We start from the raw sequence: 26,816 nt of genomic DNA, 5'->3' as shown, positions 1-26,816 counted from the left end.
AGCCATGAGAAGAGTTCTGACAACGCTGATGATTTTGCTGGTGGTGCTGGTGGCTGGCCTTTCAGCGTTGGTGCTGCTGGTTAACCCGAATGACTTCCGGGCCTACATGGTGCGGCAGGTGGAAGCGCGCAGCGGGTATGAACTCAAGCTGGACGGGCCGCTGCGCTGGCACGTCTGGCCTCAGCTCAGCATTCTCTCCGGACGTATGTCCCTCACCGCGCCGGGTGCCGCGCAGCCGCTGGTCACGGCGGATAACATGCGTCTTGATGTCGCGCTCATCCCGCTCTTATCCCATCAGCTCCAGGTAGAACAGGTGATGCTGAAAGGGGCGGTGATTCAGCTTACGCCGCAAACCGAAGCCGTTCGTCAGGCGGATGCTCCGGTCGCACCGCGTGAAAACACCTTGCCTGACGTCCCGTCTGACACCGGCTGGTCGTTCGATATTGGTAATCTGAAAGTTGCTGACAGCGTGCTGGTTTTCCAGCATGAAGATGACGAACAGATCACCGTACGCAATATCAACCTCAGGATGGAGCAGGATGCCAACCATCACGCCACCATGGAGTTCTCCGGGCGGATCAACCGCAATCAGCGCGATCTCAACCTGTCGATGAACGCGAACGTGAACGCCTCTGATTATCCGCACCAGCTGACGGCGGACGTTCAGCAGCTTAACTGGCAGCTGACCGGCGCGGATTTACCCGCGAAGGGGATTGCCGGCCAGGGCACGATGCAGGCGGTGTGGCATGAAGAGCGCAAACAGCTCGAACTGAACGCGCTCAACCTCCAGGCCAACGACAGTGCCCTGAAGGGGCAGGCGAGCGTCACGCTTGATGAGAAACCTAAGTGGGTGCTGGATCTGCAATTCGACAAGCTGAACCTCGAGAACCTGCTTCCGCCCCAATCGGTGAACGCGACCGATGAGGGAGCCACGCAGGTGGGGCAAAGCCAGGTTACGCAGTCGCGTCCGGTGATCTCCTCAAATCTCGATCAGCCTGACTACAATGGCCTGCGCGGATTTACCGCCGACATTCTGCTGAAAGCGAACAGCGTGCGCTGGCGTGGGATTGATTTTACTGACGTCAGCAGCCAGATGTTCAACCACAACGGCCTGCTGGTCATCTCCGAGCTCAGCGGAAAAATGGGAGCAGGGAACCTCTCCCTGCCGGGCACGCTGGATGTACGCAAAGACGTTGCCAGCGCCGCGTTCCAGCCGCGTCTGGAAAACGTTGAGATTGGCACCATCCTGAAAGCCTTTAATTACCCGATTGCCCTCACGGGGCAGCTGTCGCTGGCAGGGGATTTCTCTGGTACGAAGATTGATGCGGACGCCTTCCGTCGTAGCTGGCAGGGGCAGGCGCACGTTGAGCTGAAAGATTCGCGCATGGAAGGGCTGAACTTCCAGCAACTGGTGCAGCAGGCGGTAGAGCGCAGCAGCAGCGTGAAAGCGAATGAAAACTACGACAGCGCAACCCGTCTGGACAGCTTTACCAGCGAGCTTGCCCTCGATAACGGTCAGCTCTCGCTTGACGACATGCAGGGGACTTCGTCACTGCTGGCCCTGACCGGAACCGGCGCGCTGGATCTGGTGAAAGAGACGGCAGACACCCGCTTCAACGTCCGCGTGAAGGCTGGCTGGGAAGGCGAAGGCCAGCTTGTGGAGTTCCTGAAAGAGACGCCGATACCGCTGCGCGTGTACGGAAAATGGCAGGAGTTGAATTACAGTTTGCAGGTCGATCAGATCCTGCGTAAGCACCTTCAGGATGAAGCGAAACGTCGGCTGAATGACTGGGCGGACCGCAATAAAGAGTCTCAGTCAGGTAAGGACGTGAAAAAGCTGCTCGATAAGCTGTGATGCCTGTTGTGCCGGGTGGCGGCTTTGCCTTACCCGGCCTACAAAAGCCAGACACCGTAGGCCGGGTAAGCGAAGCGCCACCCGGCTTTTTTACACTTCAAAATCCATCTCATCTTCACCGCGCAGCGGTATCAGCTGCACCTTCTGCACGCGATGGCTCTCAACCTGCAAGGTTTTGATCATGTAATCCCCCACCTGGACCTCTTCGCCCGGCTGCGGAATACGTTGCAGATATTCCATCAGCAAACCGGCGATGGTGTGGTATTCGCGCTTCTCATCCAGCGGAAGCGGAACGAACTGCACCAGATCTTCGAGCGGCATATGGCCGTTGGCGGTCCAGCTGCCGTCGGCGTTTTTCTGAATATCGTGACGCGCATCGATCTCATCCACCTCATTAGGCAGATTACCGGCGATGGTTTCCATCACGTCGCTGAGCGTCACCAGCCCTTCCACAGAACCAAACTCATCAACGACAAACGCGAAGTGGGTACGCGCGTTGCGGAACTGCTCCAGCGCGGAGAGCAGCGGTAGCGCTTCCGGGAAGACCAGCGGCTGGCGCACCAGCGCCCGCAGGTTGAGCGGCTCGCCGTGGAGCTGCTGTTGCAGGAGGTCAATCACGTGTACGACGCCCAGCAGCTCTTCTTCCTCTTCACCGCCGGTCACGACCACGCGGGTGTGCTGGTTTTTATCCAGCAGGGCGCGGATCTGCTCTTCCGGCGCCGTCAGGTCAATATGCTCAATGTCATGGCGGGAGGTCATGATACTGCTCACCGAGCGCTGGTTGAGGTTAAGCACGCGCTCTATCATCCGGCGTTCCTGCGGGTTGAAGATCTGCCCGTCGCTGTGGTCGGCAAGCATCGCCGCGGATTCAGCATCCAGCTCGGCATCCTCTTTTTTGCCGCTCAGCAGGCGCATCACCGTATCTGCGGTGCGCTGTCGTAATGTCTGGTTCGCGGAGAGAAAACGGCGACGGTTGAAAATGGCCAGCTGGTTGAGAAACTCAATCAGCACCGAGAAACCAATGGCGGCGTACAGATACCCTTTCGGGATATGGAAGCCAAAACCATCCGCCACCAGGCTAAAGCCAATCATCAGCAGGAAGCTCAGACAGAGGATGACGATAGTCGGGTGACTGTTCACGAAGCGCGTCAGGGCTTTACTGGCGAGCACCATCAGGGTGATGGCGATGATCACCGCGGCCATCATCACCGCCAGATGGTCAACCATCCCGACGGCCGTGATCACGGAGTCGAGAGAAAAGACGGCATCCAGCACCACTATCTGCGCGACCACTGGCCAGAATTTTGCACCGCGTCGCTGGGTGGGGTTTTCACTGTCTTTTCCTTCCAGCCGCTCATTAAGCTCAACCGTGGCTTTGAACAGCAGGAACAATCCGCCGAAAAGCATGATCAGGTCGCGGGCGCTAAAGCTCAGACCCTGTACGCTGAATAAGGGTTTGGTCAGCGTCACCAGCCAGGAGATTGAGGCCAGTAACAGCAGACGCATCACCATGGCGAGCAGAAGACCCGTCACGCGGGCGCGGTCGCGTTGTGAAGGGGGTAATTTATCGGCAAGGATGGCGATAAACACCAGGTTATCAATGCCGAGCACTAATTCGATGACGACCAGCGTCACCAGCCCGGCCCAGATTGATGGATCGGCAATCCATTCCATAGTAAATGCAATACCTTCTGTTATATGACTAATGTCACACTTCGATCATGGATAAAGCCGACGGAAATTGCAATGCCGGGGTGAGATTTCTCTTAATGCTACACTCAGGTAAACCCCATTTGCCGGGCGGTGTAAATAAGTTAATTGCGAAGATTTAATTACATAAGACGATATTTAGGATATATCGCAATAAATGGTCTGGCGATCTATTTTGTCAATATAAAGAAAATCCGAAAACCTTAAAACTTTGCTCTTAATATTAATCTTAAAAACGAATATTAGGACGGTTGTCTCCTTGCCTGCTATTAGGTTAGCTGCAACAATTCTTCCAGCATCAAATGTTAAATCTCCTTGTTGCTATTTTTGTTTCGGTCTTTGGTGAAGGTTATACATTATCAATCGCCCCTGTGAGGCGTTTGATATATTTCGCAAAAGGCCTTATCCAAGAGGGTGTCTAACCATAACGCATTGTTTAGTCAGTGGATTGGTAACTGAAAGCCAAGGGCGGTAGCGTGCCTGAAAGCGTGTGAATCAGCCTCAATTATTCTGTCAATAGCCAATGGATGAATAAGCTTTTTTTAGGACTGATGCCAGTTATATTGCTAAATGATTAACTGCATTCTGATTGTCACCACGACCCGCGCTTATTTTAATTGCACAGGATAATTACTCTGCCAAAGTGATAAATAATCAATGATGAAATCCAAAATGAAATTGATGCCATTATTGGTGTCTGTGACCTTGATGAGTGGTTGCACGGTCTTTCCCGGCAGCAATATGTCGACAATGGGCAAGGATGTGATTAAACAGCAGGATGCTGATTTTGATCTCGACAAAATGGTGAATGTGTATCCATTAACCCCACGTCTGGTAGAACAATTACGCCCACGTCCAAATGTTGCTCAGCCAAATATGTCTCTGGACCAGGAAATTGCCTCTTACCAGTATCGCGTGGGTCCGGGTGACGTCATTAACGTGACCGTCTGGGATCACCCTGAACTGACCACGCCTGCGGGCCAGTACCGCAGCTCAAGTGACACCGGTAACTGGGTACAGTCCGATGGCACCATGTTCTATCCCTACATTGGCAAAGTGCACGTCGCGGGCAAAACGCTTGCTGAGATCCGTAGTGATATTACCGGCCGCCTGGCGCAGTACATTGCTGACCCGCAGGTGGACGTTAATATCGCCGCGTTCCGATCCCAGAAAGCCTATATCTCTGGCCAGGTCAATAAATCCGGCCAGCAGGCGATCACCAACGTCCCGCTCACCGTTCTCGATGCGATCAATGCCGCAGGCGGCTTAACCGACGGCGCTGACTGGCGCAACGTGGTGCTGACCCACAACGGCAAAGAGCAGCGCATTTCGCTTCAGGCGCTGATGCAAAACGGTGACCTGACCCAGAACCGCCTCCTTTATCCGGGCGATATTCTGTACGTGCCGCGCAACGACGATCTGAAAGTGTTCGTGATGGGTGAAGTGAAGAAACAGAGCACCCTCAAGATGGACTTCAGCGGTATGACCCTGACCGAAGCGCTGGGCAATGCGGAAGGCATCGATCTGACCGCCTCCAACGCCAGCGGTATCTTCGTGATCCGTCCTATCAAAGGCGAGAACGCGAAGGGCAAGATTGCCAACATCTACCAGCTGGATATGTCCGACGCGACGTCCCTGGTCATGGCAACGTCGTTCCGTCTCCAGCCGTACGATGTGGTCTATGTCACCACCGCGCCGGTTGCCCGCTGGAACCGTCTGATCAACCAGTTGCTGCCTACCATCAGTGGCGTTCGCTACATGACGGATACGGCGAGCGACGTTCATAACTGGTAAGCCGCGATGTTTAACAAAATTCTGGTGGTGTGCGTGGGGAACATTTGCCGTTCCCCCACGGCTGAAAGGCTGTTGAAAAATTACCAGCCTGCGTTAACGGTCGACTCCGCAGGGCTGGGCGCGCTGGTCGGAAAAGGTGCCGACGAACGTGCCGCAAGCGTTGCCCTTGAGCATAACCTCTCACTCGACGGGCACGTTGCCCGTCAGGTCTCTGGCCGGATGTGCCGGGAATATGACCTGATCCTCGCGATGGAAAAACGCCACATTCACGCGCTGTGCGATATCGCACCGGAGATGCGCGGCAAGGTGATGCTGTTTGGTCACTGGGATGGTGAGCGCGAAATTCCCGATCCGTATCGCAAGAGCCGCGAGGCCTTTGAGGCGGTATACACCTTACTAGACCAGTCTGCCCGTCAGTGGGCGCAGGCACTGAAAGCTCAGCAGGGATAACAATGACAGAAAAAACAAGACCTTCTGCCGCCCCGACGTCGGGCAGTGATGAAATCGATATCGGTCGCCTGGTCGGGACCGTTATTGAAGCGAAATGGTGGGTGCTGGGTATTACCGCCATCTTTGCCGTGGCGGCGATCGTTTATACGCTGTTCGCGACGCCTATTTACAGCGCCGACGCGCTGGTGCAGATCGAACAAAATACCGGAAACTCGCTGGTTCAGGATATCGGCTCGGCGCTGGCCAACAAGCCGCCGGCATCGGAAGCCGAAATTCAGCTGATCCAGTCGCGCCTGGTACTGGGCAAAACGGTTCACGATCTGGGGCTGGATATCGCGGTCACCAAAAACACCTTCCCGGTATTTGGCGCAGGCTGGGATCGCCTGATGGGGCGCAGTAACGATACGGTAAAAGTGACCGACTTCGTGATCCCAAAAGGGGCAGGGGACCAAACCTTTACCCTGACAGTGCTGGGACCAAAACAGTATCAGCTGACCAGCGACGCGGGCTTCAGCGCACGCGGCGAGGTGGGGCAGATGCTGACCAAAGAGGGCGTCAGCATCAAGGTCAGCGCAATTCAGGCGCATGAGGGCGGGGAGTTTACGGTCACCAAATTCTCGACGCTCGGGATGATCAACAACCTGCAAAACAACCTGACCGTCACCGAAAACGGCAAGGACACCGGCGTCCTGAGCATGACCTTCACCGGTGAAGACAAGGATCAAATCCGCGACATCCTCAATAGCATCACCCGCAACTATCTGGAGCAGAACGTTGAGCGTAAGTCAGCGGAAGCTGCAAAAAGCCTGGCGTTTCTCAGTAAACAGCTGCCGGAGGTGCGCGCCCGTCTGGATGACGCTGAGAACAAGCTGAACGCGTACCGTCAGGACAAGGATTCCGTCGATCTGCCGCTGGAGGCGAAATCGGTTCTCGACTCCATGGTGAATATTGATGCGCAGCTGAACGAGCTGACCTTCAAAGAGGCGGAGATTTCCAAGCTCTATACCAAACGTCACCCGGCGTACCGCACGCTGCTGGAGAAACGTCGTACCCTGGAAGAAGAGAAGGCGAAGCTGAATGACCGCGTGACCGCGATGCCGAAGACGCAGCAGGAAATTGTACGCCTGACGCGTGATGTGGAATCCGGCCAGCAGGTTTACATGCAGCTGTTGAACAAACAGCAGGAGCTGAAAATCACCGAAGCCAGCACCGTCGGCGACGTGCGTATCGTTGACCCGGCGATTACCCAGCCGGGCGTGCTGAAGCCGAAGAAAGCGCTGATTATTCTCGGCAGCATTATTCTCGGCCTGATGCTTTCCATCGTCGGCGTGCTGCTGCGCTCGCTGTTTAACCGCGGTATCGAAAGCCCGCAGGTGCTGGAAGAGAACGGGATCAGCGTGTACGCCAGCATCCCGCTCTCCGAGTGGCAGAAGTCCCGTGACAGCGTCAAAACCGTTAAGGGCGTCAAGCGCTACAAGCAGAGCCAGCTGCTGGCCGTGGGTAACCCGACCGACCTGGCGATTGAAGCGGTGCGCAGCCTGCGTACCAGCCTCCATTTCGCCATGATGCAGGCCAAAAACAACGTCCTGATGATGACCGGTGTCAGCCCGTCAATCGGTAAAACCTTCGTCTGCGCCAACCTGGCGGCGGTGGTGAGCCAGACCAACAAGCGCGTGCTGCTGATCGACTGCGATATGCGTAAGGGCTACACCCACGAGCTGCTGGGCACCAACAACGTTAACGGTCTGTCGGAAATCCTGCTCGGTAAAGGGGAAATCAGCGAGAGCGCCAAGCCGACGTCGATTCCGAAATTTGACCTGATCCCGCGTGGCCAGGTGCCGCCGAACCCGTCTGAACTGCTGATGAGCGAGCGCTTCACGCAGCTGATTGAGTGGGCGAGCAAAAATTATGACCTGGTGCTGATCGATACCCCACCAATTCTGGCGGTCACCGACGCTGCCGTGGTAGGGCGTCATGCGGGCACCACGCTGATGGTTGCACGCTATGCGGTGAACACCCTGAAGGAAGTGGAAACCAGCCTGAGCCGCTTTGAGCAGAACGGTATTGAGGTTAAGGGGGTCATTCTGAACTCCATCTTCCGCCGCGCGACCGGGTATCAGGATTACGGCTACTACGAGTACGAATACAAGTCTGACAGTAAATAATAATCCCCCTCATCCTAACCCTCTCCCCAGGGGGGGAGAGAGGACTGCATGGTGCAGCTTTTCTCCCTCTCCCTCCGGGAGAGGGTCGGGGTGAGGGATAAGGGGAAGACCATGACCACACAACGCCCTTTGATTTCTATCTATATGCCGACATGGAATCGTCAGCAGCTGGCGATCCGCGCGATTAAATCGGTCCTGCGTCAGGATTACGATAACTGGGAACTGATTATCGTGGATGACTGTTCCTCCTCTTACGAACAGCTGCAAAAATTTGTCGAAGACCTGAACGACCCGCGCGTGATGTACACGCACAACGCCATCAACTCCGGGGCGTGTGCGGTGCGCAACCAGGCGATTATGCAGGCGAAAGGGCAGTATCTGACCGGTATCGACGACGATGACGAATGGACGCCAAACCGTCTGTCAATCTTCCTGTCGCACAAAGCGCAGCTGGTGACCCACGCGTTTCTGTATGCCAATGACTATGTTTGCCAGGGCGAGGTCTATTCGCAGCCAGCCAGCCTGCCGCTGTATCCGAAATCACCGTATTCCCGCCGCCTGTTCTACAAGCGCAACATTATCGGCAATCAGGTGTTTACCTGGGCATGGCGCTTTAAGGAGTGCCTGTTCGATACCGAGCTGAAGGCCGCGCAGGATTACGACATCTTCCTGCGGATGGTGGTGGAGTACGGCGAGCCGTGGAAGGTGGAAGAGGCCACGCAGATCCTGCACATCAATCACGGGGAGATGCAAATCACCTCGTCACCGAAGAAATTCTCGGGCTACTTCCATTTTTACCGCAAGCACAAGGACAAGTTTGACCGTGCCAGCCGGAAGTATCAGCTCTTCACCCTATATCAGATCCGTAATAAGCGCATGAACTGGCGCACGCTGCTGACGCTGCTGTCGGTACGTAACGGCAAGCGTCTGGCTGACGGGCTTCGGGGGAAATAATGTTTCTGGAAGATTGCCGTGCTAACAGCTGGAGCCTGCGCCCGTGCTGCATGGTTCTGGCCTACCGTATTGCGCACTTTTGCTCGGTGTGGCGCAAAAAAAATGTGCTGAACAATATCTGGGCCGCGCCGGTGCTGGTGCTGTACCGCATCATCACCGAATGCTTTTTTGGCTATGAAATTCAGGCCGCTGCCACCATTGGCCGCCGCTTTACCATTCATCACGGCTACGCGGTGGTCATCAACAAGTTCGTCGTCGCGGGTGATGATTTCACCATTCGCCACGGGGTGACAATCGGCAACCGCGGGCCAGACAGCCTGGCCTGCCCGGTGATTGGCAATAACGTCGAGCTGGGCGCCAACGTGGTGATGATCGGGGACATTACCGTGGGCAATAACGTGACGATTGGCGCAGGCAGCGTGGTGCTGGACAGCATTCCGGACAACGCGCTGGTGGTGGGCGAGAAAGCCCGCGTGAAGGTGATTAAATGAACATTCTGCAATTTAACGTACGCCTCGCAGAGGGCGGGGCGGCAGGCGTAGCGCTGGATCTGCACCAGCGCGCGCTGCAAAAAGGACTCCAGTCGCGCTTTGTTTACGGTTACGGTAAAGGCGGCAAGAAAAGCGTCAGCCATGATAACTATCCGCAGGTGCTGAAGCAGACGCCACGTCTGACCTCCATCGCCAATATTGCGCTGTTCCGCCTGTTTAACCGCGACCTGTTCGGCAACCTGAATAATCTCTACCGCACCGTCACCCGCACTCGCGGCCCGGTTGTGCTGCACTTCCACGTGCTGCACAGCTACTGGCTGAATCTGGAAGAGGTGGTGGCGTTTTGTGGCAAGGTGAAGGCGCACAAGCCGGATACCCGATTTGTCTGGACGCTGCACGACCACTGGAGCGTGACCGGACGTTGCGCCTTTACCGACGGCTGCGAAGGCTGGAAAGATAACTGCCAGAAATGCCCTACGCTCAGCAACTACCCGCCTGTGAAGGTCGATCGCGCGCATCAGCTGATTGAGGGTAAGCGTCAGCTGTTCCGCGATATGCTCTCGCTCGGCTGCACCTTTATCTCCCCAAGCCAGCACGTGGCGGACGCTTTTAATAGCCTGTACGGAGCAGGGCGCTGCCAGATCATCAACAACGGTATTGATGTGGCAACGGAAGCGATCCTGGCCGAACTGACGCCCGTAGCCGTTACCCCCGGTAGGCCGAAAATTGCGGTCGTCGCCCATGACCTGCGCTACGACGGCAAAACCAACCAGCAGCTGGTGCGCGACATGATGGCGCTCGGCGACAAAATTGAGCTGCATACCTTTGGCAAATTCTCGCCGTTTGATGGCGCTAACGTGGTGAACCACGGGTTTGAAACCGACAAGCGCAAACTGATGAGCGCGCTGAACGGTATGGACGCGCTGGTGTTCAGCTCCCGCGTGGACAACTACCCGCTGATCCTGTGCGAAGCGCTTTCCATCGGCGTACCGGTGATTGCCACCCACAGCGACGCCGCGCGGGAAGTGCTGGAGAAATCCGGCGGTAAAACCTTCAGTGAAAATGAGGTGCTGCCGCTGGTGCAGTTGTCGAAGGCCGATATCGCGCAGGCTGTTTTTGGCACGGACCTGGAATCGTTCCGCAACCGTAGCCGCAAAGCGTACAGTGGACAACAGATGCTGGAGGAGTATGTCTCGTTCTATCAGAATCTGTAGTTATCTGCTGCTGCCGCTGATCTACCTGCTGGTCAACGTTAAGATTGCCCAGCTCGGTGAAAGCTTCCCGATCACTATCGTCACCTTCCTGCCGGTTCTGCTGTTGCTTTACGTTGACAAGCTTAACCTCAAAAAGCTGATGATTGCGCTGGGCATCGGGTTTGGTCTGACGGCGTTTAACTACATCTTTGGTCAGTCGCTGGACGCCAGCAAATATGTCACCTCCACCATGCTGTTTGTTTATATCGTTATCATTATTGGCATGGTGTGGAGTATTCGCTTTAAAACTATTTCTCCGCACAATTATAGGAAAATCCTCAGGTTCTTTTATATTGTCGTCGGGCTGATTGTTGTGCTTGCGGCAATGGAGATGGCGCAAATTATTCTCACAGGCGGCAGTAGCCTGATGGAAATAATTTCGAAATATCTTATATACAGTAACAGCTATGTACTGAACTTCATTAAGTTTGGTGGCAAGCGTACAACCGCGCTCTATTTTGAACCGGCGTTTTTTGCTCTGGCATTAATCTCAATTTGGCTCAGCATCAAACAGTTCGGTATCAAAACCCCCAAGACCGATGCTATGATTCTTGCAGGAATCGTTCTGTCAGGGTCGTTCTCCGGGGTAATGACGTTTATTCTGTTTTACCTGCTGGAGTGGGCGTTCCAGTACCTGAACAAAGAGGCGATTAAGAAAAAACTGCCGCTGGCGATAATCTCTCTGACGGTATTTTTAGTGGGCGTAATATTTGCGTTTCCGTACATTTCTGAACGTCTGGGTGATTTGGGAACGGAAGGTTCGTCGTCCTATTATCGCATCATTGGTCCACTGGTGATGGTGGGTTATTCCTTAACCCATATTGATGGCGTAGTAAGATTCGGCTCACTTTACGAATATGTTGCATCATTCGGAATCTTTAACGGTGCGGATGTCGGTAAAACCATAGACAATGGTCTGTATCTGTTAATTATCTATTTTTCCTGGTTCGCCGTACTGTTGACACTGTGGTATCTGTTTAAAGTTTTCAAAATGATGATTAACGCGTTTGGTGATAACCAGAACTTTCGCGTGCAACTTTATCTGTTCACACCGGTGTCGTTGTTTTTTACCGGGTCAATATTTAGCCCGGAATATGCATTCTTAATTGTATGTCCGTTTATTTTGCGCAAAGCGCTGAATATTACGAGCGTATGAAGAAATGAGGTGATTTATGTTTCTTAGCGTCATTACTGTCGCCTTTCGTAACTACGAAGGGGTGGTAAAAACCTGGCGCTCGCTGCGCAACCTGGCGCGCGATCCGAGCCTCACTTTTGAGTGGATCGTGGTCGATGGCGGCTCGAACGACGGCACGGCGGAGTTCCTGGAAAAACTCAACGGTGAGTTCAACTTACGTTACATCAGCGAGAAAGATAAAGGTATTTACGATGCCATGAATAAAGGCATCAACATGGCGCAGGGGCGTTACGCGATCTTCCTCAATTCCGGCGATGTGTTCCATGAAGATGTGGCGCTGTTTGCCCGTCAACTGGCGCGCCAGAAAGAAGATGCCATGTTTATTGGTGATGCGCTGCTTGATTTCGGCGAGGGGAAAAAAGTGCTGCGCGGCGCGAAACCAGGCTGGTATATCTACCACAGCCTGCCGGCCAGCCATCAGGCTATTTTCTTCCCAATGAGCGGCCTGAAAAAACAGCCTTACGATTTGCGCTATAAAGTGTCATCAGATTATGCCCTGGCCGCCAGCCTGTACAAATCTGGCTACCCGTTCCGTCGAATTAAAGGACTGGTATCTGAATTTTCAATGGGTGGCGTGTCAACCTCGAATAATCTGGAACTGTGCCAGGATGCCAAAAACGTGCAGCGTAAAATATTACGCGTGCCGGGGTTCTGGGCGGAATTATCTTATTTCTTACGTCTGAAAACGACGGGTAAAGCGAAAGCCTTATATAACAAAGCCTGAGATATAAGGAAACGTAATGCAGGAATTAAATGGATTCTCCGTGCCGAAAGGTTTTCGGGGCGGGAGCGGTATTAAAGTTCAACTGTGGTGGGCTGTACAGGCAACGTTATTTGCCTGGTCGCCGCAAATACTGTACCGCTGGCGCGCATTTTTACTGCGTCTGTTTGGCGCAAAAATAGGAAAAAACGTAGTCATTCGACCTTCGGTGAAAATTACTTATCCCTGGAAATTAACGCTTGGGGATTACGCCTGGGTTGGGGATGACGCGGTGTTATATACCCTTGGCGAGATTACGATTGGCGCAAATTCGGTGGTTTCACAGAAGTGTTATTTGTGCACCGGCAGCCACGATTTTATGAGCCCGCATTTTGATATTACCGCTTCGCCAATTGTGATTGGTGAAAAATGCTGGCTGGCAACAGATGTCTTTGTTGCACCTGGTGTTTCTGTTGGCGATGGCACGGTAGTCGGTGCCCGCAGCAGCGTTTTTAAATCGCTACCGGCAAATAAAATTTGCCGTGGCAACCCCGCAGTGGTGATACGCGAACGCGTTGAAACTGAAAAACTTTGATAAGTACAGAGGAATATAAACATGTCTAAAGTCGCTCTCATCACCGGCGTTACCGGACAAGATGGTTCTTACCTGGCAGAATTGCTGCTGGAAAAAGGGTATGAAGTTCACGGTATTAAGCGTCGTGCCTCTTCATTCAACACCGAGCGTGTCGATCACATTTACCAGGATCCGCATGCGGCAAACCCGAAATTCCATCTGCACTACGGCGACCTGACCGATACCTCCAACCTGACCCGCATCCTGCAAGAAGTACAGCCGGACGAAGTGTACAACCTGGGGGCAATGAGCCACGTTGCGGTTTCCTTCGAGTCCCCGGAGTACACCGCTGACGTGGATGCGATGGGTACGCTGCGTCTGCTGGAAGCGATTCGCTTCCTTGGTCTTGAGAAGAAAACCCGCTTCTACCAGGCATCTACCTCTGAGCTGTACGGTCTGGTGCAGGAAATTCCGCAGAAAGAAACCACGCCGTTCTACCCACGTTCTCCGTACGCTGTGGCGAAACTGTACGCTTACTGGATCACCGTGAACTACCGTGAATCCTACGGCATGTACGCCTGTAACGGCATTCTGTTCAACCACGAATCTCCGCGTCGCGGCGAAACCTTCGTGACCCGCAAAATCACCCGCGCGATCGCCAACATCGCTCAGGGTCTGGAGTCTTGCCTGCACCTCGGCAACATGGATTCCCTGCGTGACTGGGGCCATGCGAAAGACTACGTGAAAATGCAGTGGATGATGTTGCAGCAGGAACAGCCAGAAGACTTCGTGATCGCGACCGGCGTGCAGTACTCCGTGCGTCAGTTCGTTGAGATGGCTGCGGCACAGCTGGGCATCAAGCTGCGCTTCGAAGGCACCGGCGTGGAAGAGAAGGGTATCGTTGTTTCCGTGACCGGCCACGACGCACCGGGCGTGAAGCCAGGCGACGTGATTGTCCAGGTTGATCCGCGTTACTTCCGTCCTGCTGAAGTGGAAACCCTGCTGGGCGACCCAACCAAAGCGCACGAGAAGCTGGGCTGGAAACCAGAAACCACCCTGCAAGAAATGGTATCCGAGATGGTGGCCAAAGATCTTGAAGCAGCGAAAAAACACTCCCTGCTCAAGTCTCATGGCTACGAGGTTGCCATCGCGCTGGAGTCCTGAGAATGACAAAACAACGTATTTTTGTCGCCGGTCATCGCGGAATGGTGGGTTCCGCGATTGTTCGCCAGCTGGAACAGCGCGGCGACGTTGAGGTGATTGTTCGCACCCGCGACGAGCTGAACCTGCTTGACAGTAAAGCGGTGCAGGACTTCTTCGCCAGCGAACGTATCGACCAGGTGTATCTGGCGGCGGCGAAGGTGGGCGGCATTGTCGCTAACAACACCTACCCGGCGGATTTCATCTACGAGAACATGATGATTGAGAGCAACATCATTCACGCGGCGCATCTGTACAACGTGAATAAACTGCTGTTCCTCGGCTCATCCTGTATCTACCCGAAAATGGCGAAGCAGCCGATCGCCGAGAGCGAACTGTTGCAGGGCACGCTTGAAGCCACCAACGAGCCGTATGCGATTGCCAAAATTGCCGGGATCAAGCTGTGTGAATCCTACAACCGTCAGTATAACCGTGACTATCGCTCGGTGATGCCGACCAACCTGTACGGACCGCACGACAACTTCCACCCGAGCAATTCGCACGTGATCCCGGCGCTGCTGCGTCGTTTCCACGAGGCGACTGCCGAAAACGCCCCGGACGTGGTGGTGTGGGGCAGCGGTACGCCAATGCGTGAGTTCCTTCATGTGGACGACATGGCTGCGGCCAGCATTCACGTCATGGAGCTGGATCGCGAGGTGTGGCAGGAAAACACCGAGCCGATGCTGTCGCACATTAACGTCGGGACCGGCGTGGACTGCACCATTCGCGAGCTAGCGCAGACCATCGCGCAGGTGGTGGGCTACAAAGGACGCGTGGTGTTTGACGCCACCAAACCGGACGGCACGCCGCGCAAGCTGCTGGACGTGACCCGTCTGCATCAGCTGGGCTGGTATCACGAGGTCTCACTGGAGCAGGGGCTGGCCAGCACCTACCAGTGGTTCCTGGAAAACCAGCACCGCTTCCGGGGGTAATGATGTTTTTAAGTCAGGAAGATTTTGCCACGGTAGTGCGTTCCACTCCGCTGATCTCAATTGATTTGATCGTGGAGAACGAACGCGGCGAGTTCTTGCTGGGGAAACGAACCAATCGTCCTGCACAGGGCTTCTGGTTCGTGCCCGGCGGGCGCGTGCAGAAGGATGAGACGCTTACCGATGCGTTTGAGCGTCTCACTCTGGCGGAACTGGGCCTGCAACTGCCGATGGCAGCGGGCCAGTTTTACGGGGTCTGGCAGCACTTCTATGACGATAACTTTTCAGGCACCGGATTCACCACGCACTACGTCGTGCTGGGGTTCCGCCTGAAGGTGAGTGAGGCAGACCTGCGTCTGCCTGATTCTCAGCATGACGATTACCGCTGGTTAACGCCAGAGGCGCTGCTGGCAAGCGACAACGTCCATGACAACAGTCGGGCGTACTTCCTTGCGGAACGTCAGGCCGAGGTGCCAGGTCTATGAAAATCCTCGTCTACGGAATTAACTACTCGCCGGAGCTTACCGGTATCGGGAAATACACCGGCGAGATGGTCGAGTGGATGGCGAGCCAGGGACATGACGTGCGGGTGATTACTGCCCCGCCGTATTACCCGGAGTGGAAGGTAGGCGAACGCTATTCCAGCTGGCGCTACCGCCGCGAAGAGGGCGCCGCGACCGTCTGGCGCTGCCCGCTCTACGTGCCGAAACAGCCCTCGACGCTGAAACGTTTAATTCATCTGGGCAGCTTTGCCCTGAGCAGTTTCTTCCCGCTGATGGCGCAGCGTCGCTGGAAGCCGGATCGCATCATCGGCGTGGTGCCGACCCTGTTCTGCACGCCAGGCATGCGCCTGCTGGGAAAACTCTCCGGCGCGCGCACCCTGCTGCACATTCAGGATTATGAAGTGGACGCCATGCTCGGGCTGGGGATGGCGGGGAAAGGCAAGGGCGGCAAGGTGGCGAAGCTCGCCAGCGCCTTTGAGCGCAGCGGCCTGCACAACGTGGATTACGTCTCGACCATCTCGCGCTCAATGATGAACAAGGCGCAGGAGAAGGGCGTCCCGGCGGAAAAAGTGATCTTCTTTCCGAACTGGTCCGAAGTGGCGCGCTTCCGCGATGTGACAGACCAGGATGCACAGGCGTTACGCGCGCAGCTCGGGTTGCCTGCTGAGCAAAAAATCATTCTTTACTCAGGCAACATCGGCGAAAAACAGGGGCTGGAGAGCGTGATTGACGCCGCGCTTCAGCTGAGCGAACACCCGTGGATGTTCGTGATAGTCGGGCAGGGCGGCGGTAAAGCGCGGCTGGAAAAAATGGCCAGCGAGCGCGGACTGACCAATATCCGCTTCTTCCCGCTTCAGTCTTATGACGCGCTGCCCGCGCTGCTGAAAATGGCGGATTGCCATCTGGTGGTGCAAAAACGCGGCGCGGCGGATGCGGTGCTGCCGTCCAAGCTGACCAACATTCTGGCAGTGGGCGGAAACGCGGTGATTACGGCAGAAGCCGCAACAGAATTAGGCCAGCTGTGCAACAGCTACCCGGGCATTGCCGTTTGCGTGGAGCCGGAATCGGTTCCTGCGCTGGTGACCGGAATTGAGCAGGCACTCGCCATGCCAAAAGAGAACACGGTGGCACGTGAATATGCCGAACGCACGCTCGAGAAAGAGAACGTGCTGAGCCAATTTATTGCAGATATACGGGGATAAATCATGAGTCAAACCACTTTGTATCCGGTCGTAATGGCGGGTGGATCCGGGAGCCGGTTGTGGCCACTGTCCCGCGTGCTTTATCCAAAACAATTTCTGTGCCTGAAAGGCGACCTCACCATGCTGCAAACGACGGTTAACCGTCTGCACGGCGTGGAGTGTGAAAGCCCGGTGGTGATCTGTAACGAACAGCACCGCTTTATCGTTGCCGAGCAGCTGCGCCAGCTGAACAAACTGACCGAAAATATCATTCTGGAACCTGCCGGACGCAACACGGCGCCTGCCATTGCCCTTGCGGCGCTGGCGGCAAAACGCAGCAGCCCGGACTGCGACCCGCTGCTGCTGGTGCTGGCGGCTGACCACGTCATCCAGCAGGAAGAGGCCTTCCGCGACGCGGTACGCGCGGCGATTCCTTACGCCGAGAACGGCAAGCTGGTGACCTTCGGCATCGTGCCGGATCTCCCGGAAACCGGCTATGGCTACATTCGCCGCGGCAGCGTTACGCCTGGTGAAGGCGACAGCGTGGCCTTTGACGTGGCGCAGTTTGTCGAAAAACCGAATCTGGAAACCGCGCAGGCGTACGTGGCCAGCGGGGAATACTACTGGAACAGCGGTATGTTCCTGTTCCGCGCCGGTCGCTACCTGGAAGAGCTGGAAAAATATCGCCCGGATATCTTGCGCGCCTGCGAAAAAGCGATGGCGGTGGTGGATCCGGATCTCGATTTTATCCGTGTGGACGAAGAAGCCTTCCTCGCCTGTCCGGAAGAGTCCATTGACTATGCGGTAATGGAACGTACGGCAGATGCGGTAGTGGTACCGATGGATGCGGGCTGGAGCGACGTCGGCTCCTGGTCGTCACTGTGGGAGATCAGCGCGCATACCCCGGAGGGTAACGTCCATCACGGGGATGTGATCAGCCACAAAACGGAAAACAGCTACGTCTACGCCGAATCTGGCCTCGTCACCACGGTAGGGGTGAAGGATCTGGTGGTCGTGCAGACCAAAGACGCGGTGCTGATTGCCGACCGTAATGCCGTGCAGGACGTTAAAAAAGTGGTGGAGCAGATCAAGGCCGATGGCCGCCACGAACACCATATTCACCGCGAAGTCTACCGCCCGTGGGGCAAATATGACTCCATCGACGCCGGCGAGCGTTACCAGGTGAAACGCATCACCGTGAAGCCGGGAGAAGGGCTGTCGGTGCAGATGCACCATCACCGCGCCGAACACTGGGTGGTGGTGGCGGGGACCGCCAAAGTGACCATCGACGGTGAAGTGAAGCTGCTCGGTGAAAACGAGTCCATTTATATTCCGCTGGGGGCGACGCACTGTCTGGAGAACCCGGGGAAAATTCCGCTCGACTTAATTGAGGTGCGTTCCGGCTCCTATCTGGAAGAGGACGACATCATCCGCTTCCAGGATCGCTACGGGCGCGTGTAGCACTCCGCATCATGCCCGGTGGCGCTGCGCTTTCCGGGCCTACGAATGACAAAAATAAATTTGGCCATTACATGGTCAGGGCCAACTGTTGCCTGAAAAAGGGGTCATCATGGAAAAATTAACCTGTTTTAAAGCCTACGATATTCGCGGCAAGCTGGGCGAAGAGCTGAACGAAGACATTGCGTGGCGCATCGGCCGCGCGTACGGCGAATACCTGAAACCACAAACTATCGTGCTGGGCGGCGACGTGCGTCTGACCAGCAAATCCCTGAAGCTGGCGCTGGCGAAAGGGCTACAGGACGCGGGCGTCGATGTGCTGGACATTGGCCTTTCCGGTACCGAAGAGATCTATTTTGCCACCTTCCACCTGGGCGTGGACGGCGGTATCGAAGTGACGGCCAGCCATAACCCGATGGACTACAACGGTATGAAGCTGGTGCGCAAGGGCGCGCGTCCTATCAGCGGCGACACCGGCCTGCGTGACGTGCAGCGTCTGGCCGAGGCCAACGACTTCCCGCCGGTGAATGAAGCCACACGCGGCAGCTATAAGCAGATTAACCTGCAAAAAGAGTACATCGACCACCTGCTGGGCTACATCAACGTGGCGAACCTCAAACCGCTGAAGCTGGTGATTAACTCCGGCAACGGCGCGGCAGGCCCGGTTGTCGATGCACTTGAAGCCCGCTTTAAGGCGCTGAACGTGCCGGTGACCTTCGTCAAAGTGCACAACACGCCTGACGGCAACTTCCCGAACGGTATTCCTAACCCGCTGCTGCCGGAGTGCCGCGACGACACCCGCAACGCGGTGATTGAGCACGGCGCCGATATGGGTATCGCCTTTGACGGCGATTTCGACCGCTGCTTCCTGTTCGACGAGAAAGGGCAGTTTATCGAAGGCTACTACATCGTTGGCCTGCTGGCGGAAGCGTTCCTCGAGAAAAACCCGGGGGCGAAAATCATTCACGATCCGCGTCTTTCCTGGAACACCGTCGACGTGGTGAAGGCCGCGGGCGGCGAGCCGGTGATGTCCAAAACCGGCCACGCGTTTATCAAAGAGCGTATGCGTGAGGAAGACGCCATCTACGGCGGCGAGATGAGCGCCCACCACTATTTCCGTGATTTTGCCTACTGCGACAGCGGGATGATCCCGTGGCTGCTGGTGACTGAGCTGCTGTGCCTGAAAGGGCAGAGCCTGGGCGAACTGGTGCGTGACCGCATGGCGGCGTTTCCGGCGAGCGGCGAGATCAACAGCAAACTGGCGCAGCCCGCTGAGGCCATTGCCCGCGTAGAGCACCACTTTGCCATTCATGCGCTGGAGATTGACCGTACCGACGGTATCAGCATGGCGTTCCCGCAGTGGCGCTTCAACCTGCGCTCCTCCAACACCGAGCCGGTGGTGCGCCTGAACGTGGAGTCCCGCGCCGATACCGCGCTGATGGAAGCCCGAACGAAGGACATTCTGGCGCTGTTGAATCAGTAAAAACTGCCCCTCACCCCAGCCCTCTCCCCAAAGGGGAGAGGGTGTTCAAGTTCCCTCTCCCCTTTGGGGAGAGGGGTAGGGTGAGGGGTAAGGTTTAGAACTAAAGGAACAACGATGACAAATCTAAAAAAGCGCGAACGAGCGAGAACGAATGCATCGTTAATCTCTATGGTGCAGCGTTTTTCTGATATCACCATCATGGTCGGCGGACTGTGGGCGGTGTGTTGGGTCAGCGGGCAGTCGTTCTTATACATGCACTTGCTGATGGCGTTGATTGCGCTGGTGGTGTTTCAGATGATCGGCGGCATGACCGATTTCTATCGTTCATGGCGCGGCGTCAAAATGACCACCGAACTGATGCTGCTGCTCCAGAACTGGACCTTAAGCCTGGTTTTCAGCGCAGGGCTGGTGGCGTTCAGCCATGATTTTGATAACCGTCTTGTGACCTATCTCTGCTGGTATCTGTTAACCAGCATTGGCATGGTGGTCTGCCGCTCGCTGATCCGCTTTGGCGCGGGCTGGCTGCGCAACCGCGGGTATAACCGTCGCTTCGTTGCCGTGGCGGGCGACCTGCCGGTGGGACAGGTGTTGCTCGACAGCTTCCGCAAAGAGCCGTGGTTAGGTTTTGAAGTGGTCGGGATTTATCACGACGCGAAGCCCGGCGGCGTGCCGTCCGACTGGGCAGGTAACTACGAACAGCTTATTGACGATGCGAAAGCCGGCAAAATTCATAACGTCTACATCGCCATGCAGATGAAAGATGAATCCCGCATCAAGAAACTGATGCGCGAGCTGGCGGATACCACCTGCTCGGTGATCCTCATCCCGGATGTCTTCACCTTCAATATTCTCCACTCCCGTATTGAAGAGGTGAACGGGGTACCGGTTGTTCCACTGTACGACACGCCGCTGTCGGGGATTAACCGCGTGCTGAAGCGCGTGGAAGATATCGTCCTTTCGTCCCTGATCCTGCTGCTCATCTCCCCGGTGCTGTGCTGCATTGCGCTGGCGGTGAAGCTCAGCTCGCCGGGGCCGATCATCTTCCGTCAGACCCGCTACGGCATGGACGGTAAGCCGATCATGGTGTGGAAATTCCGCTCCATGAAGGTGATGGAGAACGACAAGGTGGTGACCCAGGCGACGCAGAACGATCCGCGCGTCACCCGCGTGGGCAACTTCCTGCGCCGTACCTCGCTCGATGAGCTGCCGCAGTTCATCAACGTGTTCACCGGCGGGATGTCCATCGTCGGGCCTCGTCCTCACGCCGTGGCCCATAACGAGCAGTACCGCACCCTGATTGAAGGCTACATGCTGCGCCATAAGGTGAAGCCAGGCATCACCGGCTGGGCGCAGATCAACGGCTGGCGCGGCGAGACCGACACGCTGGAAAAAATGGAAAAACGTATCGAGTTCGATCTGGAGTACATCCGCGAGTGGAGCCTCTGGTTCGATATCAAGATTGTTTTTCTGACCATTTTCAAAGGCTTCGTGAACAAAGCGGCGTACTAAGATGAGCTTACGAGAAAAAACCATCAGCGGCGCGAAATGGTCAGCCATGGCCACCATCGTCATTATTGGCCTCGGCCTGGTGCAGATGACGGTGCTGGCGCGCATTATCGATAACCACCAGTTTGGTCTGCTGACCGTCTCGCTGGTGATTATCGCTCTGGCCGATACGCTGTCGGACTTTGGTATCGCCAACTCCATTATCCAGCGTAAGGAGATCAGCCATCTGGAGCTGACCACGCTTTACTGGCTGAACGTCGGGCTGGGTATCTTCGTTTTTGTGCTGGTGTTCCTGCTGAGCGATGTGATTGCCGGTGTGCTGCATAACCCGGACCTGGCGCCGCTGATGCGCACCCTGTCGTTCGCTTTCGTGGTGATCCCGCACGGGCAGCAGTTCCGCGCGCTGATGCAGAAGGAGCTGGAGTTCAACAAAATCGGCATGATTGAAACCAGCGCCGTGCTGGCGGGCTTTACCTTCACCGTGGTCAGCGCCCATTTCTGGCCGCTGGCGATGACCGCCATCCTCGGCTACCTGGTTAACTCTGCCGTGCGCACGCTGCTGTTTGGCTTCTTTGGCCGTAAGATTTATCGCCCGGGGCTGCATTTTTCACTGGCGTCTGTTTCATCCAACCTGCGCTTCGGCGCGTGGCTGACGGCAGACAGCATTATCAACTACGTGAATACTAACCTCTCCACGCTGGTGCTGGCGCGCATTCTGGGCGCGAGCGTCGCGGGTGGCTACAACCTGGCGTATAACGTCGCGGTTGTCCCGCCGATGAAGCTCAACCCTATCATTACCCGCGTGCTGTTCCCGGCGTTCGCCAAAATTCAGGACGATACCGAAAAGCTGCGCGTGAACTTTTACAAGCTGCTCTCCGTCGTGGGGATCATCAACTTCCCGGTGCTGCTGGGGCTGATGGTGGTTGCCAGCAATTTCGTACCGCTGGTGTTTGGCGAGAAGTGGAACAGCATCATCCCGATCCTGCAACTGCTGTGCGTCGTGGGGCTGCTGCGCTCGGTGGGGAACCCGATTGGTTCTCTGCTAATGGCGAAGGCGCGCGTGGATATCAGCTTCAAGTTCAACGTGTTTAAAACCTTCCTGTTTATTCCGGCAATTATTGTGGGCGGCCACATGGCGGGCGCCATTGGCGTGACGCTCGGCTTCCTGCTGGTGCAAATCGTCAATACCGTGCTGAGCTACTTCGTGATGATCAAACCGGTGCTGGGCTCCAGCTACCGTCAGTACATCCTCAGCCTGTGGCTGCCGTTCTATCTCTCCTTACCGACGCTTGCGGTGAGCTACGGCCTGGGCGTGGTGCTCAACGGGCATCTGCCGCTGGCGGCGTTGCTTGCGGTGCAGGTCGCGGCAGGCGCGCTGGCGTTCGGCGTGATGATTGTGCTGTCACGCAATGCGCTGGTGGTCGAGATGAAGCGCCAGTTTTGCCGTAACGAAAAAATGAAAACGCTGCTTCGCGCAGGCTAATTTTACGAGGCCATTATGAAATTACTTATTCTTGGCAACCATACCTGCGGCAACCGTGGCGACAGCGCCATCCTGCGCGGTTTACTGGATGCAATTAACACCCTTAAGCCTGAGACAGAAGTGGATGTGATGAGCCGTTATCCGGTCAGCTCATCCTGGTTACTGAACCGCCCGGTGATGGGCGACCCGCTCTACAGCCAGATGAAACAGCACAACAACGCCGCGGGCGTGATGGGGCGCGTGAAGAAAGTGCTGCGTCGCCGCTACCAGCATCAGGTGCTGCTTTCTCGCGTGACCGACACCGGCAAGCTGCGCAACATCGCCATCGCGCAGGGTTTTACCGATTTTGTTCGTCTGCTATCCGGCTATGACGCCATTATCCAGGTGGGCGGTTCGTTCTTCGTCGATCTCTACGGCGTGCCACAGTTTGAGCATGCACTTTGTACGTTCATGGCGAAAAAGCCGCTGTTTATGATCGGCCACAGCGTCGGGCCATTCCAGGATCCGCAGTTTAACCAGCTGGCGAACTATGTCTTCGGCCACTGCGACGCGCTGATCCTGCGTGAATCGGTCAGCCTCGACATGATGAAACGCAGTGAAATCGACACCACCAAAGTGGAGCACGGTGTGGACACCGCCTGGCTGGTGGATCATCAGGATGACAGTTTCCAGGCCAGCTACGCGGTACAGCACTGGCTCGACGTGGTGGCAAAGCAGAAAACCGTCGCCATTACCCTGCGTGAACTTGCTCCGTTCGATAAACGCCTCGGCACGACCCAGGCGGCGTACGAGAAAGCCTTTGCCGACGTGGTGAACCGCGTGCTGGACAGCGGTTACCAGGTGCTGGCGCTTTCCACCTGTACCGGTATCGACAGCTACAACAAAGATGACCGTATGGTGGCGCTCAACCTGCGCAACCTGGTGAACGACCCGTCCCGCTATCACGTGGTGATGGACGAGCTGAACGATCTGGAGATGGGCAAGCTGCTCTCCGCCTGCGACCTGACCGTGGGCACGCGTCTGCACTCGGCCATTATCTCGATGAACTTCGGCACGCCAGCCATCGCCATTAACTACGAGCACAAGTCCGCGGGCATTATGCAGCAGCTCGGTATGCCGGAAATGGCCGTCGATATTCGTCATCTGCTGGACGGATCTCTGGGGGCGATGGTGGGCGACACGCTCGGTCAGCTGCCTGCGATCAACGAACGTCTGGCGGTGGCGGTAAAAGCCGAACGCGAAAAAGGTATTGGCATGGTGAAATCCGTACTCGACCGCGTCCGGGAGGGGAAATGAAGGTTGGTTTCTTCTTACTGAAATTTCCGCTGTCGTCTGAAACCTTTGTGCTGAACCAAATCACCGCGTTTATCGATATGGGGTATGACGTGGAGATTATCGCCCTGCAAAAGGGCGATACGCAAAACACCCATGCGGCGTATACCCGGTATGGGCTGGAGGCGAAAACCCGTTGGTTGCAGGATGAACCCGCCGGACGATTGAACAAACTGCGCCATCGCGCCAGCCAGACGCTGCGCGGCCTGCATCGCGCCTCGACGTGGCGGGCGCTGAATATGTCGCGCTATGGGGCGGAGGCCCGCAACCTGATCCTTTCCGCCATTTGCGGGCAAACGGCGCAGCCGTACCGGGCCGATGTCTTTATCGCCCACTTTGGCCCGGCGGGCGTAACTGCGGCAAAACTGCGTGAGCTGGGGGTGATTGACGGCAAAATCGCAACCATTTTCCACGGTATCGACATCTCCAGCCGGGAAGTACTGAACCACTACACACCTGAATATCAGCAGCTGTTTCGCCGCGGCGACATGATGCTGCCGATAAGCAACCTGTGGGCCGGACGCCTGAAAACCATGGGGTGCCCGAGCGAGAAAATCACCGTTTCACGCATGGGCGTGGACATGGAACGCTTCACCCAGCGACCGGTCAAGGTGCCGGGCAAGCCGCTGCAAATTATCTCTGTTGCCCGCCTGACCGAAAAGAAAGGGCTGCACGTAGCCATCGAAGCCTGTCGTCAGCTGAAGGCGCGCGGAGTGGACTTCCACTACCGCATCCTGGGTATCGGGCCGTGGGAGCGTCGCCTGCGCACGCTGATTGAACAGTATCAGCTGGAAGACGTGGTCGAGATGCCGGGCTTCAAGCCGAGCCACGAAGTGAAAGCCATGCTTGATGATGCGGATGTGTTCCTGCTGCCTTCCGTAACCGGCGCCGACGGCGATATGGAAGGTATTCCCGTGGCGCTGATGGAGGCGATGGCGGTCGGCATTCCGGTGGTCTCGACCCTGCACAGCGGTATCCCGGAGCTGATCACCTCTGAGCATTCCGGCTGGCTGGTCCCTGAAAACAATGCGCTGGCGCTGGCGGACCGTCTGGCCGCGTTCAGTGATATCGATCAGCAGACGCTGATCCCTGTGCTGCAAAATGCGCGGCAAAAAGTTGAAGCAGAATTCAATCAGCAGGTGATTAATCGCCAGTTAGCGAGCCTGCTGCAAACGCTGTAACGCTGAGGTTGTATGCTGAAAAAGATTACCCGACGCCGATTTGTCTCTTCTTTATCCGTCCTGGCTGCCATGCCGCTGCTGTCGCCCCGCGCTGTGCGGGCGGCAACCGGGAAGACGGTTTCTGTCGATCGCTACAACAATAACGACTGGATCGCCGCCTTTAAGCAGGCATTTACCGAGGGCGATACCGTTGTTGTTCCCGCCGGGTTAACCTGTGAAAACATCAATACCGGCATTTTCATTCCTGATGGCAAAACCCTGCTGATCCGCGGTGCGCTGAAGGGCAACGGCCGGGGGCGGTTTGTGCTCCAGGAAGGCTGTAAGGTCATTGGGGAAGGAGAGGGGCGCACGCATAACATTACGCTGGACGTGCGTGGCTCCGACTGTGTCATTAAAGGGCTGGCGATGAGCGGCTTCGGCCCCGTCACCCAGATCTACATCGGCGGTAAAAAGCCGAGAGTGATGCGTAACCTGCTTATCGACCGCATTGCCGTGAGCCAGGCCAACTACGCCATTCTGCGCCAGGGTTTTCATAATCAGGTGGACGGTGCGCGCATAACCAACAGTAAATTCAGCCATTTGCAGGGTGACGCGATTGAGTGGAACGTGGCGATTAACGACCGCAATATCCTGATCTCTGACCACGTGATCGATAACATCAACTGCACAAACGGCAAGATCAACTGGGGGATAGGCATTGGGCTGGCTGGCAGCACGTACGACAATGACTATCCGGAACAGCAGACCGTTAAAAACTTCGTGGTGGCAAATATCACCGGCAGCAACTGTCGGCAGTTGGTCCATGTTGAAAACGGTAAACACTTTGTGATCCGTAATATCAAGGCCAGCAATATTACTCCCGACTTCAGTAAAAAGGCCGGAATTGATAACGCGACGGTAGCTATTTATGGCTGTGATAATTTCGTTATTGATAATATCGATATGGTGAACAGCGCCGGAATGTTAATCGGGTATGGCGTGATCAAGGGCGATTATCTGTCGATACCGCAAAACTTCAAACTTAACGATATTCGCCTGGATAACCGACAGCTTGCCTATAAGCTGCGCGGGATACAGATTTCTTCCGGCAATGCCACCTCGTTTGTTGCCATCACCAACGTCAACATGCAGCGAGCAACGCTTGAGCTGCACAACAAGCCACAGCATCTTTTCTTGCGTAATATCAACGTGATGCAGGAGTCAGCGACGGGACCAGCGCTTAAGATGAACTTCGACTTGCGCAAAGACGTGCGTGGGAAGTTTATGGCCAAAAACGAGACGCTGTTGTCGCTCGCGAACATAAAAGCGGTTAATGAAAAGGGGCAGAGTTCGGTGGATATTGATCGGGTCGATCAACACGTGGTGAATACGGAACGGTTGAATTTTGCGCTGCCGCACAGGTAATCCTACAGCCTATTT

General features: G+C 55.9%; 22 protein-coding genes. 21 read left to right on the top strand and 1 reads right to left on the bottom strand.

Features of this window, described 5'->3' with window-relative positions:
* Positions 1-4: 4 nt before the first annotated feature.
* The gene (asmA, locus tag FZF21_RS13970) at positions 5-1,855 is read left to right on the top strand and encodes an outer membrane assembly protein AsmA (RefSeq protein ID WP_047727523.1); all 1,851 of its coding nucleotides are present in this window, start codon (positions 5-7) and stop codon (positions 1,853-1,855) included.
* 90 nt (positions 1,856-1,945) lie between these two features.
* Here asmA and FZF21_RS13965 read toward each other — a convergent pair whose 3' ends face one another.
* The gene (locus FZF21_RS13965; RefSeq protein WP_015572372.1) at positions 1,946-3,529 is read right to left on the bottom strand and encodes a TerC family protein; all 1,584 of its coding nucleotides are present in this window, start codon (positions 3,527-3,529) and stop codon (positions 1,946-1,948) included.
* 693 nt (positions 3,530-4,222) lie between these two features.
* Between FZF21_RS13965 and FZF21_RS13960 the strand changes: the two genes are divergently transcribed.
* The 20 genes from FZF21_RS13960 to wcaM all read left to right on the top strand — a co-directional run bounded on the left by FZF21_RS13960 (position 4,223) and on the right by wcaM (position 26,801).
* Positions 4,223-5,359 (top strand): polysaccharide export protein, encoded by a 1,137-nt coding sequence (locus FZF21_RS13960; protein WP_003862079.1) that lies wholly within the window; start codon positions 4,223-4,225, stop codon positions 5,357-5,359.
* 6 nt (positions 5,360-5,365) lie between these two features.
* Entirely contained in the window at positions 5,366-5,809 is a 444-nt protein-coding gene (wzb, locus tag FZF21_RS13955) for a low molecular weight protein-tyrosine-phosphatase Wzb (RefSeq protein ID WP_003862078.1), read from the top strand.
* Between the two features lie 2 nt (positions 5,810-5,811).
* The gene (gene wzc / locus FZF21_RS13950) at positions 5,812-7,974 is read left to right on the top strand and encodes a tyrosine-protein kinase Wzc (RefSeq protein WP_015572374.1); all 2,163 of its coding nucleotides are present in this window, start codon (positions 5,812-5,814) and stop codon (positions 7,972-7,974) included.
* 111 nt (positions 7,975-8,085) lie between these two features.
* The gene (gene wcaA, locus FZF21_RS13945; RefSeq protein ID WP_017693085.1) at positions 8,086-8,928 is read left to right on the top strand and encodes a colanic acid biosynthesis glycosyltransferase WcaA; all 843 of its coding nucleotides are present in this window, start codon (positions 8,086-8,088) and stop codon (positions 8,926-8,928) included.
* Positions 8,928-9,419 carry a colanic acid biosynthesis acetyltransferase WcaB gene (gene wcaB, locus FZF21_RS13940; protein WP_003863505.1) on the top strand — a complete coding sequence of 164 codons (492 nt, stop codon included), beginning with the start codon at positions 8,928-8,930 and terminating at the stop codon, positions 9,417-9,419. The genes wcaA and wcaB overlap by 1 nt, the downstream gene beginning before the upstream one ends.
* Entirely contained in the window at positions 9,416-10,633 is a 1,218-nt protein-coding gene (gene wcaC / locus FZF21_RS13935) for a colanic acid biosynthesis glycosyltransferase WcaC (protein ID WP_047738848.1), read from the top strand. Before wcaB ends, wcaC begins: the two co-directional genes overlap by 4 nt.
* Positions 10,608-11,828: a colanic acid polymerase WcaD gene (gene wcaD / locus FZF21_RS13930; RefSeq protein WP_003863508.1), complete on the top strand. Its 1,221-nt coding sequence runs from the start codon at positions 10,608-10,610 to the stop codon at positions 11,826-11,828. Before wcaC ends, wcaD begins: the two co-directional genes overlap by 26 nt.
* A 16-nt stretch (positions 11,829-11,844) precedes the next feature.
* Positions 11,845-12,591, top strand: a complete 747-nt coding sequence (gene wcaE, locus FZF21_RS13925) for a colanic acid biosynthesis glycosyltransferase WcaE (protein ID WP_003863510.1) — start codon at positions 11,845-11,847, stop codon at positions 12,589-12,591.
* Positions 12,592-12,607: 16 nt separating this feature from the next.
* A complete protein-coding gene (gene wcaF, locus FZF21_RS13920; RefSeq protein WP_032671738.1) occupies positions 12,608-13,162 on the top strand; it encodes a colanic acid biosynthesis acetyltransferase WcaF in 555 nt (184 codons plus the stop codon).
* A gap of 21 nt (positions 13,163-13,183) precedes the next feature.
* Positions 13,184-14,305: a GDP-mannose 4,6-dehydratase gene (gene gmd / locus FZF21_RS13915; protein WP_003863514.1), complete on the top strand. Its 1,122-nt coding sequence runs from the start codon at positions 13,184-13,186 to the stop codon at positions 14,303-14,305.
* Positions 14,306-14,307: 2 nt separating this feature from the next.
* Positions 14,308-15,273, top strand: coding sequence for a GDP-L-fucose synthase (locus tag FZF21_RS13910; protein ID WP_023303988.1), 966 nt, complete (start codon positions 14,308-14,310; stop codon positions 15,271-15,273).
* Positions 15,274-15,275: 2 nt separating this feature from the next.
* Complete coding sequence (locus FZF21_RS13905) at positions 15,276-15,755, top strand: GDP-mannose mannosyl hydrolase (RefSeq protein WP_003863519.1); 480 nt, start codon at positions 15,276-15,278, stop codon at positions 15,753-15,755.
* Entirely contained in the window at positions 15,752-16,975 is a 1,224-nt protein-coding gene (wcaI, locus tag FZF21_RS13900) for a colanic acid biosynthesis fucosyltransferase WcaI (protein ID WP_022651482.1), read from the top strand. Before FZF21_RS13905 ends, wcaI begins: the two co-directional genes overlap by 4 nt.
* A 3-nt stretch (positions 16,976-16,978) precedes the next feature.
* The gene (gene cpsB, locus FZF21_RS13895; RefSeq protein ID WP_047738846.1) at positions 16,979-18,415 is read left to right on the top strand and encodes a mannose-1-phosphate guanyltransferase; all 1,437 of its coding nucleotides are present in this window, start codon (positions 16,979-16,981) and stop codon (positions 18,413-18,415) included.
* Between the two features lie 109 nt (positions 18,416-18,524).
* Positions 18,525-19,895 (top strand): colanic acid biosynthesis phosphomannomutase CpsG, encoded by a 1,371-nt coding sequence (cpsG, locus tag FZF21_RS13890; RefSeq protein WP_045338360.1) that lies wholly within the window; start codon positions 18,525-18,527, stop codon positions 19,893-19,895.
* 114 nt (positions 19,896-20,009) lie between these two features.
* Positions 20,010-21,404, top strand: coding sequence for an undecaprenyl-phosphate glucose phosphotransferase (gene wcaJ / locus FZF21_RS13885; RefSeq protein ID WP_006811236.1), 1,395 nt, complete (start codon positions 20,010-20,012; stop codon positions 21,402-21,404).
* Position 21,405: 1 nt separating this feature from the next.
* On the top strand, positions 21,406-22,884 hold the full coding sequence (gene wzxC / locus FZF21_RS13880; protein WP_003863527.1) for a colanic acid undecaprenyl disphosphate flippase WzxC: 1,479 nt from the start codon (positions 21,406-21,408) through the stop codon (positions 22,882-22,884).
* Between the two features lie 15 nt (positions 22,885-22,899).
* Positions 22,900-24,180 (top strand): colanic acid biosynthesis pyruvyl transferase WcaK, encoded by a 1,281-nt coding sequence (gene wcaK / locus FZF21_RS13875; RefSeq protein WP_045338358.1) that lies wholly within the window; start codon positions 22,900-22,902, stop codon positions 24,178-24,180.
* The gene (gene wcaL / locus FZF21_RS13870) at positions 24,177-25,397 is read left to right on the top strand and encodes a colanic acid biosynthesis glycosyltransferase WcaL (RefSeq protein ID WP_047726988.1); all 1,221 of its coding nucleotides are present in this window, start codon (positions 24,177-24,179) and stop codon (positions 25,395-25,397) included. The genes wcaK and wcaL overlap by 4 nt, the downstream gene beginning before the upstream one ends.
* Positions 25,398-25,409: 12 nt before the next feature.
* Positions 25,410-26,801, top strand: a complete 1,392-nt coding sequence (gene wcaM, locus FZF21_RS13865) for a colanic acid biosynthesis protein WcaM (RefSeq protein ID WP_032654200.1) — start codon at positions 25,410-25,412, stop codon at positions 26,799-26,801.
* The last annotated feature ends 15 nt before the right edge of the window (positions 26,802-26,816 follow it).

Source organism: Enterobacter sp. LU1, assembly GCF_008271405.2.
GTDB classification, from domain to species: Bacteria; Pseudomonadota; Gammaproteobacteria; order Enterobacterales; family Enterobacteriaceae; genus Enterobacter; species Enterobacter hormaechei_C.
The sequence above is the reverse complement of the archived record's forward strand: the minus strand, read 5'-3'. Positions and strand labels throughout refer to the sequence as shown.